The sequence below is a fragment of the Streptomyces sp. NRRL B-1347 genome, assembly GCF_000720325.1.
In the GTDB taxonomy this organism is placed as follows: Bacteria; Actinomycetota; Actinomycetes; order Streptomycetales; family Streptomycetaceae; genus Streptomyces.
On the sequence record NZ_JOJM01000044.1, the window covers coordinates 23,594 to 38,873 of the forward strand.

At 70.4% G+C, this 15,280-nt stretch carries 10 protein-coding genes and 1 pseudogene; 3 read left to right on the top strand and 8 right to left on the bottom strand.

Annotation, left to right across the window (positions count from 1 at the left end; all coding sequences use genetic code 11):
• The first annotated feature begins 1,777 nt into the window (after positions 1 to 1,777).
• Positions 1,778 to 2,355 (top strand): annotated as a pseudogene (locus IG74_RS49795) (transposase).
• Here IG74_RS49795 and IG74_RS0130125 read toward each other — a convergent pair.
• From IG74_RS0130125 to xylB, 7 genes are all read right to left on the bottom strand, one after another.
• Positions 2,330 to 3,739 carry an acyltransferase gene (locus IG74_RS0130125; protein ID WP_078869133.1) on the bottom strand — a complete coding sequence of 470 codons (1,410 nt, stop codon included), beginning with the start codon at positions 3,737 to 3,739 and terminating at the stop codon, positions 2,330 to 2,332. The pseudogene IG74_RS49795 and the gene IG74_RS0130125 sit on opposite strands and share 26 nt — an antisense overlap.
• A 434-nt stretch (positions 3,740 to 4,173) precedes the next feature.
• On the bottom strand, positions 4,174 to 5,697 hold the full coding sequence (locus IG74_RS0130130) for an aldehyde dehydrogenase family protein (protein WP_030683836.1): 1,524 nt from the start codon (positions 5,695 to 5,697) through the stop codon (positions 4,174 to 4,176).
• Positions 5,698 to 5,844: 147 nt separating this feature from the next.
• A complete protein-coding gene (locus tag IG74_RS0130135) occupies positions 5,845 to 7,122 on the bottom strand; it encodes a GAF domain-containing protein (RefSeq protein WP_030683838.1) in 1,278 nt (425 codons plus the stop codon).
• Between the two features lie 117 nt (positions 7,123 to 7,239).
• Positions 7,240 to 7,776, bottom strand: a complete 537-nt coding sequence (locus IG74_RS0130140; RefSeq protein WP_324607521.1) for an N-acetylmuramoyl-L-alanine amidase — start codon at positions 7,774 to 7,776, stop codon at positions 7,240 to 7,242.
• 238 nt (positions 7,777 to 8,014) lie between these two features.
• Complete coding sequence (locus IG74_RS0130145) at positions 8,015 to 8,470, bottom strand: hypothetical protein (protein WP_030683842.1); 456 nt, start codon at positions 8,468 to 8,470, stop codon at positions 8,015 to 8,017.
• Positions 8,471 to 9,075: 605 nt separating this feature from the next.
• Entirely contained in the window at positions 9,076 to 10,275 is a 1,200-nt protein-coding gene (locus IG74_RS0130150) for an ROK family transcriptional regulator (protein WP_030683843.1), read from the bottom strand.
• Complete coding sequence (xylB, locus tag IG74_RS0130155) at positions 10,272 to 11,723, bottom strand: xylulokinase (RefSeq protein ID WP_030683844.1); 1,452 nt, start codon at positions 11,721 to 11,723, stop codon at positions 10,272 to 10,274. The genes IG74_RS0130150 and xylB overlap by 4 nt, the downstream gene beginning before the upstream one ends.
• Positions 11,724 to 11,948: 225 nt before the next feature.
• On the opposite strand from xylB, the gene xylA reads away from it, so the two are divergent.
• The gene (xylA, locus tag IG74_RS0130160; RefSeq protein WP_030683846.1) at positions 11,949 to 13,115 is read left to right on the top strand and encodes a xylose isomerase; all 1,167 of its coding nucleotides are present in this window, start codon (positions 11,949 to 11,951) and stop codon (positions 13,113 to 13,115) included.
• 377 nt (positions 13,116 to 13,492) lie between these two features.
• The gene (locus tag IG74_RS53595; RefSeq protein WP_037826265.1) at positions 13,493 to 13,756 is read left to right on the top strand and encodes a hypothetical protein; all 264 of its coding nucleotides are present in this window, start codon (positions 13,493 to 13,495) and stop codon (positions 13,754 to 13,756) included.
• 32 nt (positions 13,757 to 13,788) lie between these two features.
• Here the strand turns inward: IG74_RS53595 and IG74_RS0130170 are convergent, their stop codons facing one another.
• Entirely contained in the window at positions 13,789 to 15,147 is a 1,359-nt protein-coding gene (locus tag IG74_RS0130170) for an esterase-like activity of phytase family protein (protein WP_030683849.1), read from the bottom strand.
• Between the last annotated feature and the right edge of the window lie 133 nt (positions 15,148 to 15,280).

A 15,280-nucleotide genomic window follows, 5' to 3' on the forward strand; every position in this document is an offset into this window, starting at 1 on the left:
GTCGGCGCTGCAAACCAGTCGAAGGATCGGATGCGCTATCTGTGTGCCGCTGGCGGTGATATCAGGGTTGGCTCACTTCGAGAGTCAACGGTTCATCTGACCCGCAGCGGAAAACTGCGATGCCCCTGTGGGGTGGGAGGCCACGCAGTGAATCCGCGTACTCGCCGGTGGGCGTCATCGGGTTGACCGGCACCGCGAGCGCGCTTGCTGCTCCCTGGCCCGGCTTCAGGCGCCGGCCAGAGCGGGCCGTCGGGGCGTGACAGACCGAGTGGCAAGTGGTGCCGCTTCGGCAGATCCACTCCCGCATCGACGGCCGGGCCGCCCTGTCGCCGACATCTGCGCCGCCGTGGTGCCTGATCTCATGATCAGAAAGGTAGGTACCAGAATGAGCCGATACTAGAGATATACGGTCAGAGTTGTTGCCCAAAAGGGCATGTCTTCCTGGTCGCAAGGGGTCGGGCTGACTCGTGGCAGCGGACCTCGAGGACGTGGACGGGGCGCGGCACGGAGCGGCGGCGGGCCAGGGCGTGGCCTTGCGGAGGAGACGGCCAGCAGAGCGGCACCGCACCCGCGGGCGTACTGCGTGTCGGTGCGGAACCGGCACGGGTCTCCGACCTCGACCAGCAGGTCCATGGCGGTGACTGTGCCGATGCGGCAGATCTCGGCGTGTGTGCGGCCCAGGGGGGACCCCAGTGTCCGGCAGCACGCGGCCGCCGGGCCACCGGCCGCCACGACCCGCCCGCCCTGCCGGGCGCCGAGGATGAGGACGAACGTGAAGGGGGTTCGGGGCGTGGCACGGCTGCGTTCCCTCATCGGGGAACAGATCACACGCGCGATGCGCCGGAGCCCCGAGGGGTGTGAGGAAGAGCAGCCACGAGGTGTGTGGCGGACAGTGGAGCGCAGTGCTGGGAGTGTTGAGCACGTCGGTCTCACAGACCGCGATGCCATCGCAGGCCACCACGCCGGTGAGGCGTTGCCGCACGCCAACGCCCATGGTGGAGTCCACCACCCCGGCCAGGCGGGTTGGCGCCGCGCGTACGGCCGTTGGGCCACGACTGCGCGTCGTCCGCCTGCCCTAAGTCCTGCCTCGCGATGTCAACCATGGTCAAGGGACTCCGTTCTTAGCATCTAGTGTGCTGCTGCGTTGGACTGGTGGCAGGCGTGAGCGCTCTTGGCCCCTTGCAGCGCACGGCTCTGAGAGTCCTCCGTTTCGGACTCGTCCGCGTTCTCGCCACAGATAGGGCTACTGTTCACCTTCTGAACGGCCACGATGTCGGGGGCGGAGGCAAGGAGCAGCTCATCCTCCAGGTTTCCTCCCGGGTTCCGTGGCGCGTCCCAGGGGCGCTGTTCTGCAGGTTGAAGGCGGCTGCCGTGTAGTTCTGCACAGCGGCCGGGGTCGGCGGTCCCTGGGTGACCACAAGGTCTGCAGCGGCGTTGTGAGCACGGCCAGCGCCACGGCTCCCGCCAAGCCCTGCCGGCGGGGGCCCGGCGCGGGCGGTAGGGATGTTCATGGTGCCGGATGGTAATAGCAGTTGTTCAACGGCCAATCAACAACTGTTGAACGAGCGCGGTCATGGGGCACCGTGGCCGACCGTCAGCCGAGCCCCACCCGCACCGTCTTGTGCGGCTCCGGCCCGCCCTCCGTGCCCCATCGGTCCGCGAACGCCGCCACCAGGGCAAGCCCCCCGGCCCGACTCGTCGTCCGGCTCGGGCTTACTGGCTCTGACGCAAGCGGTTCATCATATGACGTTCAGCTTGCCGACTCTTTGGTGTGGTTATGGAGGGGAGTCTGTCGAGGCCGTTGATCGTGCCGGACGAACTGTGGTCGCTCATCGAGCCGTTGCTGTCTGATCCTGCTCCGAAGCCGGTCGAAGACAGACCGCGGATACCGGACCGGCGAGCCTTGTGCGGGATCCTCTTCGTCCTGCACACAGGCATCCAATGAGAGTACGTGCCCCAGGAGTTGGGCTTCGGTTCGGGCATGACCTGCCCGCAGGGGCCCCAAAGCGGGCCCAGCCCGGTCGACCGCGCACGGCCGGGCAGGCAAGCGCCACCTCATCGCCGATGGGCAGGGCATCCCGCTCACCGTGTCGCTGAGCGGCGGAAACCGCAACGACGTCACGCAACTCCCGCCCCTCCTTGGCAAGATCGCGCCCTGTCATCGCGGAGCGGGGCCAACCGCACGGCACCGGCCTGGGCATCTTCCGATACCTCGCCGAGCCCGCGATCTCCTGGCTGCACGGCTTCCGTCGGCTGCGTATCCGCTGGGAACGACGCGACGACATCCACGAAGCCCTTCCTCGGCTTGGTGGCTTCACGGCCTTGCGGCTCACTGCTTCGCTTGGGCATCCATAGAAGTCAGCGGAAATGCCTCGCCGGAGTCCGCGTAAGGGTGGAACCGGCCGACCCAGGAGGGATCCTGAAGGGCGCGGACCTGGGCACGGGGCAGTGCCATATGCACATCGCGGGCGCCGTCCTGGTCGGCCGGGGTCGGCGCGATGTGCACGGTCCAGGGAACCACCATGGAGGTGAAGTCGTACCAGAAGGGGGTGCCTTGCCCGAAGTCGATGCTGTAGAAGGGCAGCTTCGACCAGTTGTTGATCGCGATCGTGCTGTCGAACGAGTCCAGCGCCATCGTGGTCATGACACGCTTGAGGCGCCCCGCATCGCGTTCGGCACAGAGAAACGCCACTTCCTCGCGGATTCTCTCCTCTGTGTTCTCGGCATGAGCCGCGCGGACCGTCACGGCGACCTCGCCGAGCGGGCGGGAGCGCAGTTCGCCTGTGGTCATCCTGGGCCGGGTATTGGTGACGGCGTTGCCCCAGTAGTCATCCGGTACGGCTCCGCCGACGAACGAACGGAAGTCGGCGATGAGGCCGAGCCTTTCGTCGCTCGTGTCGGGGCGGTCACGTAATGCGCCGAGGACTTTCCAGAGATGGGCGGTCAGCGCGTCATTGGTCGACACCCACTGCTCCGTGCCGGCGAGGTCGGCCATCGCGGTGGCCTTGATGGTGGCCAGTTCAGCCGCCGTGAAGCGGGTGGTCACCGTCGTCACGCTGCCGAGGCTGCCCCGCAGGATGCGGCCGAGGAAGGCGGCCTTCCGGCCTCGCTCCATGACCGTGAGATGGGCGCCGCCCGTACCGGTGTCACCCGTGGCCGACGCGGCGAGCGCGTCGATGACTCCACGGTCGTGGCTGGGCTCGGAGGACCCGAGGCCTCGGTGCTCGCGCGCCCAGCTCTCCAGGAAGCTCATATAGCTGGTCCCGTCGGCCACGGCGTGGTTCATCGTGAGGCCCAGAATGGAGCCGCCGCCCTGCATATGGGTGAGCTTCACCGTGAAAAGCGGCGTATCGCGGTCAACCACCCAGAACGGCATGGCGTGACTGAGATGACGCTCCAGCCCCTTCTTCGCCGTGCGGCGAGGCCCGTAGTCCGGCATGGGCACGGACGCGTGTGCCTCGACGAAGCGCACACCGGCGTCGTCGCAGAGCACGCTGAGACCGCCGTCGGGATCCCTTTTCATGCGGCCCGCAAGGATCGGGAAGTTGCGCAATGTCCTGCCGAGGGAGGCGCGGAGCGCCTCGCCGTCGAGTGTCTCCCGGTAGAAGAAGACACGTGGCGTGTAGACCGTGCCGATGAGCATGTCGTAGACGCTCAGCCGTATGCGGTCACCGCTCGCCTCTCCGGCACGTACGGCTAACGTTCGTTTGGCGCCGCTCGCGGTGGCGGATGCCGTCATACTCACACGCTCTTTCGTCCGGACCGAACACGCTGTCGCGTCGACGCGTTGACCCTAAACCCCCGATCGTGAGCGGCCTCAGGGAGTGGAACCGGGTTTAGGGAAACCCCCCACCTTCCGTCGAAGTCGATCTTTCCCGGGTGTCGTGGGCGTACTACGGGCCGTCCGGCGAAGCACGCGACGGAGCCGCACGTCGATGCGTCCGCGTACACCAAGAACTGGGCGCGGATCCCGCCGAGTGTGCTCGCCGCGCGAGCCAGAGTGCCGCTGCGCGGGGCGCGTTTGGTCCGTGACTGGTCCGGAAGCAGTGGTCAGGAGTGGGATTCCCGCGGGAGGAACTGGAATCCATCGAGCAAGACGGACTCGCTGATGATTGCGTCGTCGGTAGGCGCCTGACGGGCGAAAGTCCAGGTCAGGCGCCTCCTTTTGCGCGTCTAGAAGAAGCCGAGCTTCTTCGGCGAGTACGACACCAGGAGGTTCTTCGTCTGCTGGTAGTGCTCCAGCATCATCTTGTGCGTCTCGCGGCCGATGCCGGACTGCTTGTAGCCGCCGAAGGCGGCGTGCGCCGGGTAGGCGTGGTAGCAGTTCGTCCAGACACGGCCCGCCTGGATCGAACGCCCCGCGCGGTACGCGGTGTTGATGTCCCGCGTCCAGACGCCCGCGCCGAGCCCGTACAGGGTGTCGTTGGCGATTTTGATCGCGTCGTCGAAGTCGTTGAACGACGCCACCGAGACGACCGGGCCGAAGATCTCCTCCTGGAAGATGCGCATCCGGTTGTCGCCCTCGAAGATCGTCGGCTGTACGTACCAGCCGCCGGCCAACTCGCCGTCGTACTCGATGCGCTGGCCACCGGTGAGGATCTTCGCGCCCTCCTGCTGCCCGATGTCCAGGTAGGAGAGGATCTTCTCCAGCTGGTCGTTGGAGGCCTGGGCGCCGATCATCGTGTCCGTGTCCAGCGGGTGGCCCGGCTTGATCAGCTCGGTGCGGGCGACCGCCGCTTCCAGGAACTCGCTGTAGTTCCCGCGCTGGACGAGCGCCCGCGAGGGACAGGTGCAGACCTCGCCCTGGTTGAGCGCGAACATCGTGAAGCCTTCGAGGGCCTTGTCGCGGAAGTCGTCGTCGGCCGCCCAGACGTCGTCGAAGAAGATGTTCGGGCTCTTGCCGCCCAGCTCCAACGTGACCGGCTTGATGTTCTCCGAGGCGTACTGCATGATCAGCCGCCCCGTCGTGGTCTCGCCGGTGAACGCGACCTTCGCCACGCGCGGGCTCGACGCCAGCGGCTTGCCCGCCTCCACGCCGAAGCCGTTGACGACGTTCACCACACCGGGCGGCAGCAGGTCGCTCACGAGGTTCAGCCACACGTGGATCGACGCCGGGGTCTGCTCGGCGGGCTTGAGCACCACGGCGTTCCCCGCGGCGAGCGCGGGCGCCAGCTTCCACGTCGCCATCAGGATCGGGAAGTTCCACGGAATGATCTGCGCCACCACACCGAGCGGCTCGTGGAAGTGGTACGCCACGGTGTCGTCGTCGACCTCGCTGAGCGTCCCCTCCTGCGCGCGGATCACCCCCGCGAAGTACCGGAAGTGATCGATGGCGAGCGGGATGTCCGCCGCCAGCGTCTCCCGTACCGGCTTGCCGTTCTCCCAGCTCTCCGCCACCGCCAACTGCTCGAGGTTGGCCTCCATGCGGTCCGCGATCTGCCGGAGGACGGCCGCGCGCTCACCTGCGGACGTACGCCCCCACGCGGGCGCGGCGGCGTGCGCCGCGTCCAGCGCCCGTTCCACGTCCTCGGCCGTACCCCGGGCGATCTCCGTGAACGGCTGCCCGTTGACCGGACTCGGGTTCTCGAAGTACTGCCCACGAGCCGGCGGCACGTACTCGCCCCCGATGAAGTGGTCGTACCTGGCCTGGTAGGACACGACTGCGCCCTCGGTACCGGGCGCCGCGTAACGGGCCATCTTGACTGCCTCCCCGGACACGCTGCCCGCCGTTGGGCAGCTCTCGGCCGGGAGCGTACGGAGGGCGAGGTTGCAAGTACGTTGCGTGCGGGCGGGGCCGCGCGTACTTCGGCACGTGCACGGGTGTGCGCGTACGCAGGGACTGCCCTACGGTCGGGGCGAGCGGCCGCACCCGTCCGCCGTGAGCTCCTGGTCCAGGGCCCGGAGGCGGGCCACCACCGGTGCCGTCGGCCGCACCGCGGCAAGCGCCCGCCACACCTCCACGTCGTCCTCGCCCCACGGCGCGTGCGCCCAGTCCGACAGGAGGTCCGGGTCGCCACGGGCGATCAGCGCCGCCCGCATCTGGTCCGTGAGCCGCCGCCGCAACCGCACCACCGCGGGCGCCCGCGCCCCCGGCAGCAGCGGCCCCGAGTAGACGGAGAACGCCGCCGTCACCGCCCCGCAGCCGAGCCGCCGCTCCACCACGTCCACATCCGACGTGACCGGCACCGCGAGGCGGTACGGCCGCGACCGCAGCACCTCGGGCCCGAGGACCTGCCGCAGCCGCGTCAGCTCCGCCCGCAACGTCACCGGCGTCACCGCCTCGTCCTCGTACAGCGCGCACAGCAGTTCGTCGCCGCTGAGGCCCTCCGGGTGCCGGGCCAGCAGCACCATGATCTCGCTGTGCCGTCGGCTCAGGCGTCGCTTGCGTCCCCCCACGAGCACCAAGGCCTCGTCCCGGCCGAGCGCCGTCAGCTCCAAGACGTCCGCGGGATCCGCCGCCGGTGCCAGCAGGGCCAGTTGGGACTCCGCCGCTCGTGCCACCGCCTGCACGAAGGCCAGGCTGTGCGGATGCGCCAGGCCGTCCCCGCCGGTCACGTCGACAGCCCCGAGCAGTCGCCCGGTACGCGGGTCGTGCACCGGCGCGGCCGCACACGTCCACGACTGGACCTCGCGGACGAAGTGCTCCGTGGCGAACACCTGCACCGGGCGGTCGACGGCCACGGCCGTCCCCGGCGCGTTGGTCCCCATCGCCGACTCCGCCCAGCGCGCGCCCGGCACGAAGTTCATCCGCCCCGCCCGTGCCCGGGTCGTGGCGTGGCCCTCGACCCACAGCATCCTGCCGTGCGCGTCGCACACCGCCAGCAGGTGCTCGCCGTCCTTGGCGAAGCCCCCCATCAACTCCCGGAACAGCGGCATCACCCGCGACAGCGGATGCTCCGCCCGGTAAGCGCCCAGGTCCCCGGCCGTCAGCTCGACCGAGGCCCCGGTGTCCGCGGGGCTGACCCGGGCCCGCGCCGAACGCCGCCACGAGTCGGCCACCACGGAGCGCACCGGACGGGCGACGGTACCCGCCGTGGTGAACCGCTCATGGGCACGGCGCATCGTGCGCACCCGCTCGGCGGGGTCGGCGCCGGGCTCGAGGGCCACCCATGGATCGGTCAAGTCGGCCTCCCGGACGGCGGTGACGGCGATGGCAGCGGTGCGGTGCTGCCATCGTCACCCCGGGAACAGAAGCCGACAAGCGCCCGCGCACCCCCGCTGGCCGGTCTTCCCCGGCCGTCAGACGGAGTTGACCATGCGGATGTAGCGCGACCAGTCCCAGTACCGTCCGGGGTCCGTGTGATCGGAGCCGGGGACCTCGACGTGGCCGATGATGCGCTGACGGTCCTTGGGGATGGCGTACTTGTCGCAGATCGCCGCTGTCAGGCGCGCGGACTGCTCGTACATCTCGTCGGTGAAGTACTCCGGTTGATCCACCCATCCTTCGTGTTCGATGCCGATGCTGCGCGTGTTGTAGGTCCAGTTGCCCGCGTGCCAGGCGACGTTCCGCTCGCTGACGCACTGCGCGATGTGTCCGTCCGACGAGCGGACCACGTAGTGCGCGGACACCTTCTTCGCCGGGTTCTTGAAGATGGCCAGCGTGTCGGCGTACGTCTCCTGGGTGACGTGCACGACGACGTAGGTGACGGGGTAGCTGCTGGGGCGGTTGGAGGCGGTGTAGTTCGAGGAGCTGGCCGGTACCCATTCGACGGGCGGGTAGGCGGCCGCGCGCGTCTTCGCCACGGCGTGGGGGGACGTCAGGAGGGCCGAAGGCACGGCGGCGAGAGTCGCGCCCTGGAGGAGACGGCGCCTGCTGGGCAGGAGTCTTGCCGCGTGCGGTGCCGCGTGTGGAGCCTGTGGCCGAGTGCTGTCGCCTGCCGCGTCCGTCGTCTGGTGCGTCGCTCGTTCACTTGCTTGATCCATGGCTGTTCTGCCTCTCGGTGGGGGGAGGGTCTTGACCGCACGGTGAGTGCGTCTCAGGGTGCGTGGAAGGCTGGACCTTGCAGGCAGAGCTTCATATCTCGTGGCGCGCGGCATGGTCGCGATGGCGCTGTGCGGGGCCTGAGGCGGTCGCGCCGGGGGCCGCCGAGCCGTTCGGCGACGTGGCCGTCTCGCGCAGCCGGATGTGCGAGACGCGCTGGATCTCGCATGCGGGCAGCCGCTCCTGGCGGAGCTTCGCCACGCACGTGTGGTGCGGGTCGCAGACGTTCGCCGAGCTCGCTTGGACAGTGTGAGCGGCGTGCCCGTACGCGTCCAGATTGCTGAAGTCGAAATCGTGTGCGGGGTGTTGGGCGAGATGCTGTACGGGGTGTCGAGCGGGATTGGGTTCGGCGATCAGGTTGGGCACGGTGCCGGTCGTTGTGCGGGTGCGGGTGCGGGTGCGGGTGCGGGAGTGGGGCGCTGCATCGCTGATCGTCCAGGTGCGGCGGTCCGGCGCGGGGCGGAAGGCGAGCAGGGGTGGGGCGCTCATCGGGTGGTGCTCCGCTCTCGGCCGTGCGGCGTCAGGTCGCGCGGTGGGTCTGGGGCTTGGGGGAGGTGCAGGGCTTGCGGTGAGTCTGAGGCGCGCAGTGGGTCTGAGGCGTGTGGTGGGTCTGAGGCGTGAGGCTGGTCGGAGGTGCGCGGGCGGCCCGCACGAGCCGTCGCGGGCACGAGGGTGGCACTTCCGGCCACCGCCAAGTGGAGCTGACGCGCCGATCCCGGCTCGATTTCCCCCGACGTGCGAAAGCTCGGCATGTGAAACACCGACACGCGAATCCCCGACACGTGAATCCCCCGATCATCGCGGCCTGGCCCCGCCGTGTGCGAGGCGGCCGGCCCACGTGAATAACCGTACGGGCGTGGGCGATTGAGGTGGAAGTGCTTGCAGCGTATCTGTGTACGGCACGCGGGCTGTGGAAAACCTGACCACTCGTGTGGGTGACAGGAGGAAGGGGGCAATGGTCAGGTGATGGGGGATAGCAGGCGGGGCGCGGGGGGACAGGGCGGCAGAGGCCCGCCGCACGCCCCGCCGGGCCGAGCAACGCCCCTCGAAAGGGCCGAAGCCAGCCAGGCGTCTCCGAGCCGGATCCGGTGGGGCTAAGCCACCCCGGCCGGATCGTCGAGCACCGCCCGCACCACCGAGTGCGCCGCACCCAGCAGCGGCCCCTCCGAGCCGATGTGAGACACGGCGACGGAGCAGCCAGGACCCGCGGTGCGCCGCCCCAACTCTTCCGCCAGGCACGGCAGCAGCCACGGGGCGAGGCGGGACACGGCGCCACCGAGCACGATCGTCCGCGGATCGAGCAGGTTGGCGGCGCCGGTGAGCGCGATTCCCAGCGCGGTCCCGGCGTCGCGCAGCGCCCCGAGGACCCGCTCGTCGCCGGCCGCGGCGCGTTCGGTGAGCAGGCCGACGCGGTCAGGACCCGGCGGCAGCCCCGCGGCGCGCAGCACCGCTACCTCGCCCGCGTACTGCTCCAGACAGCCGCGGCCGCCGCATGCGCAGGCCGGCCCGTCGGGGTGTACCGGCACATGCCCCAGCTCGCCCGCGAAGCCCCGGCTGCCGCGCAGCAGCAAGCCGTCGACCACGAGGGCCGCGCCGATGCCGATCTCCGCCGAGACGTGCAGGAAGTCGTCCGGTGCGCCGTCACCGAGCCACAGCTCTGCCAGGGCGCCGAAGTTGGCCTCGTTGTCGACGGTCAGCGGCAGTTCCGGCGCCAGGATCGCGCCGATGTCGGTGTGGTGCCAGTCGAGGTTGGGGGCGCGCACGACGGTGTGGCTGTCGCGGGCGACCAGGCCGGGCACCGCGACGGCCAGACCGGCAGGACGCAGGTCGTCCCGCTCGGCGTTCTGGGCGACCTCGCGGACCAGGGCGGCGAGATCAGCGAGCACGGGCTCCGGTGCGCGCCCCCGGTTGCTGACCCGTCGCGACGCACGCGCGCGTACGTCACCGCGCAGGTCGACTGCGCACACAGCGAGATGGTCGACGCCTACCTCCGCGCCGATGCCGACGGGCCCGTGCGCACTGACGGCGAGTGCGGAACCGGGACGGCCCACCCTGCCGGGCCGCTCGGGCCCCAACTCCTGAAGAAGACCCGAGTGGATCAGTTCATCCACGAGCGTGGACACGGCTGCGCGCGTCAGGCCGATCCTGGAGGCCACGGAGGCGCGCGACAACGGCCCGTGCGCGGCGACCGTGTGCATGACGCGTGCGAGATTGCGGCGGCGCATGCCCTGCTGGGTGTCGGGCAGTCGGGCGCCCGACTGCCCGGCGCGCGTCGTGTGGGGCGGTGCGCTCATGCCCTGGCGTCCCCGTCCAGGAGGGGAGCCGCGTCGCGGAGCACGTCCGTGATCCTGGAGAGCGTCGACTCGTCCCGCTCCACGGCGTCGAGCGCCTTGCCGCTCGCGGTGCCCCAGCGGCGGGCGACCGCCGCAGGGTCCTCACCGGTCAGCAGGCCTGCCGCCTGCGCGGCGGCGCCGAGCGCGACGAGTTCACGTGCCTTGGGAATCTGGACGGGGCGTCCCGACAGGCGCCGTACGGTCTGCTGCCAGGCGGTGCCGCGCGCCCCTCCGCCAATGAGGAGCAGCGGCTGCGAACGGTCCGCGTCCGCGCCGAGGACGGCGTCCAGAGCGCCCAGGAGGGCGTGGACGGCCCCGTCGTAGGCCGCCTGGAGGATCTGGCCGGGTGTCGTGTCGTGGCGCAGCCCGTGCAGCAGACCCGAGGCGTGCGGAAGGTCCGGGGTGCGCTCCCCGTCGAGGTACGGGAGCAGCGTGACGGACCCGCCGGGCCGCACCGCGTCGCGCTCCAGGCGCAGGAGCGCGGCCATACGGTCGACGGCCAGGGTGCAGTTGAGCGTGCAGGCGAGGGGCAGCCAGGCACCGCGCGCGTCGGCGAAGCCGGCGACCGTGCCCGTCGGATCCGTACTGCGGTGCTCCGAGACCGCGTACACCGTGCCGGACGTGCCGAGGCTGAGCACGGGGGTGCCGGGGCGCAGTCCGAGCCCCAGGGCCGCCGCCGCGTTGTCGCCGGTCCCGGGTGCCACCAGAGTGCCTTTGGAGAAGGGCAGTTCATCGCCGCCGCGCACGGTGCCGACGACCTCCCCCGGGCGTGCCACGCGCGGCAGCGCCGCGGGGTCGAGGCCCACCAAGCCGAGGATCTCCTCGTCGTACGACTCGGTCGCCGACGCCCACCAGCCCGTGCCGGAGACGTCGCCCCGGTCCGTGGTGCCGGATCCGGTGAGGCGCTGTGTGAGGTAGTCGTGAGGGAGGCGCACGGCGGCGGTCGCGCGGGCCGACGCGGGCTCGTGCTCGGCGAGCCAGGCCCACTTGGTGACGGTGAAGGACGGCCCGGGCACGCTGCCGACGCGGTCGGCCCACGCCTTGGCACCGCCCGTCTCCGCGACGAGCCGCCGGGCCTGGGGCGCGGAGCGCACATCGTTCCACAGCAACGCGGGGCGCACGGGCCGGCCGCGCTCGTCCAGCGTGACGAGGCCGTGCTGCTGTCCGGCAACCGACACGGCGGCGGCCTCGCGCGCGTGGGTGCCGCACTGGCGCAGCGCCTCACCCAGGGCGCTCCACCACTGCTCCGGATCGCTCTCCCGCAGCGCCCCGGAGGTGACGGTGTGCGGTGCCTGGCCACTGGCGACGACCTGCCCTGTGGCCGCGTCGACGACCAGGACCTTGGTGGACTGCGTGGAGCTGTCCACTCCGACGACGAGGGGACCCTCGGCTGCTGGCGCTGACGACATCGGCGTCTCCGTTCCCGCTGCTTCGCGCTTCTCGGGAGTGCCGGGGCCCGCCCGGCACTCGGCCCGTCTCACGGGGGTGTGCCCACCCCTGAGCGTGCTTCCCACTCCGGGGCGTGACCGCTCAGAGATACCCGATGTGAGCCTCGGGCTTCTCAGCGGCGCGTGAGGATACTAATTTGTTAATCGGCATGACGAAATAGTCCAGGAGCCGTCAAGGAGCCGCACATGAGCTACCAGCCCACCCCGGAGGACAAGTTCAGCTTCGGCCTGTGGACCGTCGGCTGGCAGGGCCGGGACCCCTTCGGCGACGCGACCAGGGCGCCGCTGGACCCGGCCGAAGCGGTACGCCGCCTCGCGGAACTCGGTGCCTACGGAGTGACGTTCCACGACGACGACCTCATCCCGTTCGGCTCTTCCGACGCCGACCGCGCCACCCACGTGAAGCGTTTCCGCACGGCCTTGGACGCCACCGGACTCGTCGTCCCGATGGCGACCACGAACCTGTTCACCCACCCCGTCTTCAAGGACGGCGCGTTCACGGCCAACGACCGGGACGTCCGCAGGTACGCGCTCCGCAAGACGATCCGGAACATCGACCTCGCCGTCGAACTCGGCGCGCACACCTACGTGGCCTGGGGCGGGAGGGAAGGCGCCGAGTCCGGCGCGGCCAAGGACGTGCGCGACGCGCTTGACCGGATGAAGGAGGCCTTCGACCTGCTTGGCGCCTATGTGACCGAGCAGGGGTACGACCTGCGCTTCGCGATCGAGCCCAAGCCGAACGAGCCGCGTGGCGACATCCTGCTGCCCACCGTCGGACACGCCCTCGCGTTCATCGAGCGCTTGGAGAGGCCCGAGCTCTACGGCGTGAACCCCGAAGTGGGCCACGAGCAGATGGCCGGCCTGAACTTCCCGCACGGCATCGCCCAGGCCCTGTGGGCAGACAAGCTCTTCCACATCGACCTGAACGGCCAGAGCGGCATCAAGTACGACCAGGACCTGCGGTTCGGCGCGGGAGACCTGCGCAGCGCCTTCTGGCTGGTCGACCTCCTGGAGAGGGGCGGTTACGACGGGCCACGCCACTTCGACTTCAAGCCGCCCCGCACCGAGGACTTCGAGGGCGTGTGGGCGTCCGCCGCGGGCTGCATGCGCAACTACCTGATCCTGCGCGAGCGTACGGCGGCCTTCCGCGCGGCCCCAGAAGCGCACGAGGCGCTGCGTGCCGCGCGTCTGCACGAACTGGCGCGGCCCACGGCTGAAGACGGCCTCGCGGGGCTGCTCGCCGACCGCGGCGCCTACGAGGAGTTCGACGTGGCGGCGGCCGCCGAGCGCGGCATGGCCTTCGAACGGCTCGACCAGCTGGCCATGGACCACCTCCTGGGAGTACGAGGCTGACGGCCGGGCCCGCGGGCTGACGGCCGGTCCCAGGAGAGAGCGGGCCGCGTGTGCCGGAACTGTCCGTTCCGTAGCCCGTGTGTGTATCAACTCTCCCGCAAGGGTCGCGTGATGACCGCTTCGAGATGACTCTTGGCGGTATGGCCACACCACCTGTACCGCCGCAGCCCCCTCGTTCGCCCGGTGATGTCCCCCCTGGGGGTGGTGGCTACGGCCCGCCCCCAGGGGGTAGTGGTTACGGGCCTCCGCCAGGAGGAGGCGACTTCGACACTCCTCCTGGCGGATACGGCCCACCTCCAGGAGACGGGTGGCAGCCGCCGCCCGAGGGAAGGCCGCCCGGGCGGCGCAACGGCCTGTTCATCCTGCTCGCCGCGCTCGTGGCTGTCGGGGTGATCGTCGCCGTGGCCCTCGTCGCCTCCGGAAGCGAGGACTCCCCGGACGACAAGCGGCCTTCGGAGAGCTCCAAGAGCAGTGAGCCCAGCCCCAAGCCCTCCTTGAGCATCCCGACACGGATCCCCACGCGACTGCCGAGCGACTTCCCCAGCGGGCTTCCCACCGAGCTGCCGAGCGATTTCCCGACGCTGCCCACGAGGCTGCCGAGCGACCTCGAGTCGCTCCTGCCGACGCCCGCGGGCAACTAGGTGCCGTGATTCCCGCCTGAAGCCCTTCGTGGCTACAGCGCCCGGGGAAGCCTCACGTACGTCACGGAGGTCTCCACGCCGCTGTCGACGAGGCGGCCGTCCTTGTCGAACGCTTCGGGGCCGTCCGTCATCCCGAAGTCGTTGTCATTGATGAGCGCCAGCGTGCGACGGTCGACCCGGGCCACGCCTTCGATCTTGCCGGGTACCCCCTTGACGGCGCCGAGGTTCACGATCAGGCGCTTGCGCAGCACCGGCACACCCGAGGCCTGGGGGTCGTCGAGCTGCTCCAGGGAGGGACGCGTGGCGGCGTTGTCCCACCGCTTGCCGAGGATGTTCGCGCGCCGGTCCAGGCGGACGAGCTGAAGCCGGGCCGCCTTGTCGGTGCGCTCCTCCACGAGCAGGCGATCGCCGCCGACGGCGACGACGGAGGAGATTTTCAGCTCGGAGGTGTCGTCCTCCCCGGGGTCGACGACACCCACCGGGTCGAAGCGGTACGCGTACTCGGCCGTGACCGCCTGCTTGCCCGGTGCGAAGCGCAGCAGCCGGACCGTGCGCGAACCCTCTCCCGCGCCCTGGTCCGGCAGCGACAGCGGGCTCTGCACCGCCATCACCAGATCGCCGCCCGGCAGTTGCGCGAGCCCTTCGAAGCCGCGGTTGACCTTCCGGTGCAGGAGCACTCCCGGCAGCGCCTCGACGACCGGGTAGTCCGCGCCGCGCAGCTTCAGCCCCTTGGGGACGTAGCGCTTGATGACCTTCCCGCGCGCGGAGACGTGCACCAGTGACGGGCCGTACTCGTCGACCAGCCAGAAGGTGCCGTCCGCGGCACGGATGATGCCTTCGGTGTCCAGACCGTTCGGGTCGTACGAGAGGGGCTTGGAGGCGTCGTAGGAGTACGGGGCCTCGTCGCGACCCTCTTGGTTGGGCAGTCCGGTGACCGGCTTCCCGGAGCGCGTGGTGATCGGCAGGGCGTCGATGACCTTCACGGAGCGGCCGGACACGCGGATCTTCACGATCGCCGGGTCGAAGCCGGGCACGGGGAACGTCCGGCGCTTCTTGCCGTCGACCTTGATCTGCCCGTTCGGTCCCCGGTCGGTGACCGTCCAGAACTCGCCCTTGCGGCCCGCCGGGTAGATGTCGCTGCCAATGCCGCCGAGGTCGACACCGCGGTCGTTGCGCACGGTGCCCGGCAGCAGACCGTTGCTGAACTTGCCCAGCGGGATGTCGCTAAGGGTGGCCTTGGCAGTGACGCGGGCGGTACCTCCCGGCTGCCCGGAGTCGGCGGGGGCGCCGACGGCGGTGCCGGTCACCGCGAGAGCGGTGAGTACGGCGAGCGGCACGCCGGCAGCGGTGGATCGGCGGACACGGCGCTGACCGGCGACGGGCGCGGACATCGGAGCCTCCTGGGGCACGAGATCGGTGACGGCGCCACTTTTCGCCGCCCTCACGAACGCCAGGTGTCGTGGGAGTGAACCGACAGGAGTCCTGCGGATGAATCACGTGTCGTTCGTGAAGATCGCGTTCCCG

Excerpts from the sequence above, each read along its gene's own strand:
- IG74_RS0130125 (WP_078869133.1), bottom strand. The coding sequence starts at position 3,739 with ATGACGGCATCCGCCACCGCGAGCGGCGCCAAACGAACGTTAGCCGTA.
- IG74_RS0130130 (WP_030683836.1), bottom strand. The coding sequence starts at position 5,697 with ATGGCCCGTTACGCGGCGCCCGGTACCGAGGGCGCAGTCGTGTCCTAC.
- IG74_RS0130145 (WP_030683842.1), bottom strand. The coding sequence starts at position 8,470 with ATGAGCGCCCCACCCCTGCTCGCCTTCCGCCCCGCGCCGGACCGCCGC.
- IG74_RS0130150 (WP_030683843.1), bottom strand. The coding sequence starts at position 10,275 with ATGAGCGCACCGCCCCACACGACGCGCGCCGGGCAGTCGGGCGCCCGA.
- xylB (WP_030683844.1), bottom strand. The coding sequence starts at position 11,723 with ATGTCGTCAGCGCCAGCAGCCGAGGGTCCCCTCGTCGTCGGAGTGGAC.
- xylA (WP_030683846.1), top strand. The coding sequence starts at position 11,949 with ATGAGCTACCAGCCCACCCCGGAGGACAAGTTCAGCTTCGGCCTGTGG.
- IG74_RS0130170 (WP_030683849.1), bottom strand. The coding sequence starts at position 15,147 with ATGTCCGCGCCCGTCGCCGGTCAGCGCCGTGTCCGCCGATCCACCGCT.